This is a genomic window from Streptomyces glaucescens, from assembly GCF_002154375.1.
Taxonomy (GTDB): Bacteria; Actinomycetota; Actinomycetes; order Streptomycetales; family Streptomycetaceae; genus Streptomyces; species Streptomyces glaucescens.
The window spans coordinates 1-2,010 of record NZ_MUND01000949.1; the positions used below are offsets into that span (position 1 = coordinate 1).

Genomic DNA, 2,010 nt, shown 5'->3' on the forward strand with positions numbered 1-2,010 from the left:
CATCCGGCTCGTCGTCACCGACATGGACGGCACGCTGCTGGACGACGACAAGCGGGCCCCCGCCGGACTGTGGGAGGTGCTGGAGCAGCTGCGCGAGCGCGGCGTGCTCTTCAGCCCGGCCAGCGGCCGCCAGTACGCGACCCTCGCCCGCGAGTTCGCCCCGGCCGCGCAGGGCATGGTGTTCATCGCCGAGAACGGCACCTACGTGGTGCGCGACGGGGTGGAGATCAGCTCCGACCCGCTGGACCCGGCCGTCGTCGCCGAGATCGTCGCGGCGGTACGGCGGCTGTCCGCGGGAGGCGCCGACGTCGGCGCCGTCGTCTGCGGCAAGAAGTCCGCCTACGTCGAGCGGACCGACCCGGCCTTCCTCGCCGAGGTCCGCCGCTACTACGTGGAGAACCGGATCGTCGACGACGTCACCGCCGTCGACGACGACATCCTCAAGGTGGCCCTCTACGACTTCGGCTCCGCCGAACGCACCACCGCCCCCGCGCTGGCCGCGTTCGCCGGCACCCATCAGGTCGTGGTCTCCGGCGAGCACTGGGTCGACGTCATGAACCGCACCGCCGACAAGGGCGCCGCAGTCCGCCGCCTCCAGCGCGAGCTGGGCATCACTCCCGCCCAGACCATGGTGTTCGGCGACTACCTCAACGACCTGCAGATGATGGACACCGCCGAGTGGTCCTTCGCCATGGCCAACGCCCACCCGGAGGTCATCCGCCGGGCCCGCCATCTCGCGCCCTCCAACAACGACGACGGCGTGCTGCGCACGATCCGACGGGTGCTCGGCCTGCCGGCCTGACGCCTCCCAACTGCCGCCCCGGGCAAGGCGGTCGGGCGCTCGCGGGCCGCTCGCGCCGCCGGTACGCGGCAGCGCGCTGCGGCGCACGGTCGGCGGGCCGTGTCGCCCTCCGCCGCACTGGGCATGGTGACGGATGCCGACCGGCCGCTGTGGCCGTGACGTCACGTCGAAGAGGGGGAGTCATGTCGTCCTCGGTTCCGTCGGTTCCGTCGCCCCGTGGCCGGCCGCAGCCGGTGCTGGGCCCACCAGCGAGCGCCGCGGTCTTCCTGGTGGTCACCGTCGACCCCGGCGGGGAGCCGGCGGCCCGCGAGGTGCTGGCTGAACTGCCCGGCCTCGAGCGGGCGTTCGCCTTCCCGCACCCGGAGGGACGCCTGTCCTGCGTGGCGGGCATCGGCGCGCAGGCCTGGGACCGGCTCTACGGCGCGCCGCGCCCCGCCGCCCTGCACCCGTTCCGCGAACTCACCGGGCCCCGCCACCACGCCGTCGCCACCCCGGGAGACCTGCTCTTCCACATACGGGCAGCCCGCCCCGACCTGTGCTTCGCGCTCACCGCCGAGATCATGAAGGGGCTGCGCGGCGCGGCCACCGTGCAGGACGAGACCCAGGCCTTCGCCTACTACGACGCCCGCAACCTGCTCGGCTTCGTCGACGGCACCGAGAACCCGGTCGGCGCCGACGCCGCCGAGGCGGCGCTGATCGGTGACGAGGACCCGGAGTTCCGGGGCGGCAGCTACGCGATCGTGCAGAAGTACCTGCACGACGTGGCCGCGTGGGAGCGCCTGACCACCGAGGAGCAGGAGCGGGTCATGGGCCGCGCCAAGGCGACCGGCCTGGAACTGGACGCGCCCGGTTCGCACAAGGACGTCAACACCGTGCTCGGCCCGGACGGCGCCGAACAGCGCATCCTGCGCGCCGCCATGCCGTTCGGCCGACCGGGCCGGGGCGAGTTCGGCACCTACTTCATCGCCTACGCCCGCGACCCCCAGCTGACCGAGACCATGCTGCGCCGCATGTTCGTCGGCACGCCGGCCGGTGGCCCCGACCCGCTCCTGGACTTCTCACGCGCGGTCACCGGCACCCTGTTCTTCGTCCCCTCGGCCGACCTGCTCCAGGACCTGTCCGAGCACGGCAAGCCGAGGTGACTCAGTCGTCCTCGCCCTCGTCGCCGTCGTCCCCGGAGGCCGGGGCGGCGCCGGCCGCCGGGGGAG

2 protein-coding genes are annotated in these 2,010 nt (G+C 73.6%); both read left to right on the forward strand.

What is annotated here, in order from left to right:
- Position 1: 1 nt before the first annotated feature.
- Positions 2 to 802: a Cof-type HAD-IIB family hydrolase gene (locus CCN42_RS39620; protein ID WP_245877685.1), complete on the forward strand. Its 801-nt coding sequence runs from the start codon at positions 2 to 4 to the stop codon at positions 800 to 802.
- A gap of 182 nt (positions 803 to 984) precedes the next feature.
- Complete coding sequence (locus tag CCN42_RS39625) at positions 985 to 1,944, forward strand: Dyp-type peroxidase (RefSeq protein WP_086741987.1); 960 nt, start codon at positions 985 to 987, stop codon at positions 1,942 to 1,944.
- Positions 1,945 to 2,010 lie beyond the last annotated feature (66 nt).